Genomic DNA, 2,374 nt, shown 5'->3' with positions numbered 1-2,374 from the left:
CCCGGCCCGCACCGCCAATGCCACCGTGGCCACCAACGTGTTGCTCTACGCCTTCACCCACTTGCGTTTCACCCTGGTCGGCCGCTACTTCCACAACGGCGGCAACTGGGAGGACGGCAGTGAGTTGAATTTCGGCGACGGCGACTTCCGCGCCCGTTCCAACGGCTGGGGTTACTACGCCGGTGTCGGCTATCAGTTTTAAGGCTCATTTGAATCAGGAGGTTTTATGAAAGCAATGACGCGTCTTTCCCTGTCTGTCGGTTTTGCGGCAAGCACCCTGCTCTCTTCCTCTGCCTGGGCGGTAGAAGCGCCGATCCAGCCGAAAGTGATGCTGATCACCATGTTCGCTCCCGAAGCGCAGAACTGGATCGATCGCCTGGAACTCAAGCAGGAAGTGCGAGTACCGGGCCTGTCCGCCGAGTACCCGAACATTCGCTGCAACACCGAACAGGTGTGCCTGATGGTCACCGGCATGGGCCAGACCAATGCGGCGGCCTCGACCCTGGCCCTGGCGCTGTCGCCGAAATTCGACCTGCGCAAAAGTTACTTCCTGATCGCCGGGATTGCCGGCATCAACCCAAAACACGGGACCCTCGGCACCACCGCGTGGGCGCACTACCTGGTGGAGTTTGGCACCCAGTGGGAACTGGATTCCCGGGACGCGCCGAAAGACTGGCCGACCGGTTACCTGGGCATTAACACCAAAGGCCCGAACGAAAAACCGCCGCTGGATTACAAGACCGAAGTCTTCGAACTCAACCCAAAGCTGCAGGCCAAGGCCTTCGCCCTGAGCCACAAGGTCGAGCTGAGCGAGAGCAAGGAGTCGGCGGCGTGGCGCTTGAAGTATCCGTCGGCCCCGGCCAATCAGCCGCCGGTGGTGACCCAGTGCGACACGCTGGCGGGCAATACCTGGTTTTCCGGGACGCGCTTGAGTGAGCGGGCGGAAGTCTGGACAAAATTGCTGACCAACAACGAAGGTGTCTACTGCACCACTCAGCAGGAAGACAACTCCACCTACGAGGCACTGCTGCGGGCCAGTCGCGAAGGTCTGGTGGATGTCCGCCGTTTGGCGGTGGTACGCGCCGGTTCCGACTTCGACCGGCCCGCGCCGGGCCAGAGCGAGGTGGATAACCTGCTCAAATACGCCGATCAGGGCGGGTTTGTGCCGGCACTGGAGAACCTGTACCGCACGGGGAATCCGTTGGTGCAGGAGATCTTAAAGAATTGGTCGGCTTGGGAGAAAGGCGTGCCTGAGGCCTGATTCATACGTCCCTATGTGGGAACGGGCTTGCCCGCTCCCACATTTGATCCGGGGTGTATTTCCAGTTGCATCCATTTCAAGGCAACAAAATCACCTTGTCGCCACTGCCCTGATTCACCTCGGCATACCGTTCCAGCCCCTCGGCCAACGGCGATTCAACTAGCCCTTCCGGCAACGGCAACAGGCCCTGATCGAAAAAGCTTCCGAACTGTTCGAGCATCGCCGCACACGCCTGAACCCCGTACAGCAACGAATTGATCCCCACCACCGAACCGCCCTTGCGATACAGCGCCAGGGCCGGCAATTGCACATGCCCATCCGCCGGCGCGGCGATGATTGCGATGCGACCGAACGCGGCCAGCGCCGGGACCGAGGCCGGTAGCCAGAAACCGGTGGTGTCGAAGATCACGTCGGCACCGCCGGCATACACGGCGTTGACCTGTGCGCCCAGCTCTTCGGGCTTATCCAGTTGCAGCGTCTGATAACCCTGAGCCTGCAAATCCTTGACCTGCTCCGGCCGCCGCGCCGCCGCCAGCACTTGGGCGCCCCGGACTTTGGCCAGCGCCAATGCTGCGCTGCCCACCGCCCCGCCGCCGATCACCAACAACCGCGTTCCGGTCGTGACAAGACTGCGTTCCAACGCATCCCACGCCGTGGTGTACGGCACACCGAGGCTGGCAGCCTGGGCAAAGCTCAGATGCGTCGGCTTCAGCGCCACGCCATTGGCCGGCAGTTTGACGAATTGCGCGTGGGAACCGTCGGCAAAGAAGCCCAACTCCCGGCCGGTGCCCCAGACTTCCTGGCCGATCAGCGCCTGCGGGCCTTCGACGACGATACCGGCGAAATCACGCCCGGGAATCCGCGGCAATGTGGTGTAGGGAAAGCGCCCCAGTACGTTTTTCACATCGCTGGGATTGAGGCCCGCCGCCTTGATCTGGACCAGCACTTCGTCAGCGCCGGGAACGGGGGTGGGCACCTCAACGTAGCGCAGGGCCGAGAGGTCGCCGGTTTTGTCGAATTGCAGTGCTTTCATGGGCATTTCCACCAAATGGATAAGAGGTTTCAGGAGATCCAGCCCGCCACCAGTTGCCGACCCAAGGGCCACAACTGCTC

2 protein-coding genes and 1 pseudogene are annotated in these 2,374 nt (G+C 62.0%); 2 read left to right on the top strand and 1 reads right to left on the bottom strand.

Annotated features, from left to right (window positions below; all coding sequences use genetic code 11):
• Together AC1DLB_RS27795 and AC1DLB_RS27790 are read left to right on the top strand one after the other, a co-directional pair.
• A pseudogene (locus AC1DLB_RS27795) lies at positions 1-202 on the top strand (nucleoside-specific channel-forming protein Tsx); the annotation flags it as partial.
• 24 nt (positions 203-226) lie between these two features.
• Positions 227-1,261: a purine-nucleoside phosphorylase gene (locus tag AC1DLB_RS27790; RefSeq protein WP_477743744.1), complete on the top strand. Its 1,035-nt coding sequence runs from the start codon at positions 227-229 to the stop codon at positions 1,259-1,261.
• Positions 1,262-1,337: 76 nt separating this feature from the next.
• On the opposite strand, the gene AC1DLB_RS27785 is transcribed toward AC1DLB_RS27790, so the two are convergent.
• Positions 1,338-2,294 (bottom strand): quinone oxidoreductase family protein, encoded by a 957-nt coding sequence (locus AC1DLB_RS27785; RefSeq protein ID WP_477743745.1) that lies wholly within the window; start codon positions 2,292-2,294, stop codon positions 1,338-1,340.
• Positions 2,295-2,374: the final 80 nt, after the last annotated feature.

It is taken from the genome of Pseudomonas sp. 05N434 (assembly GCF_056396965.1).
This window is presented reverse-complemented; position numbering and strand designations above follow the sequence as displayed.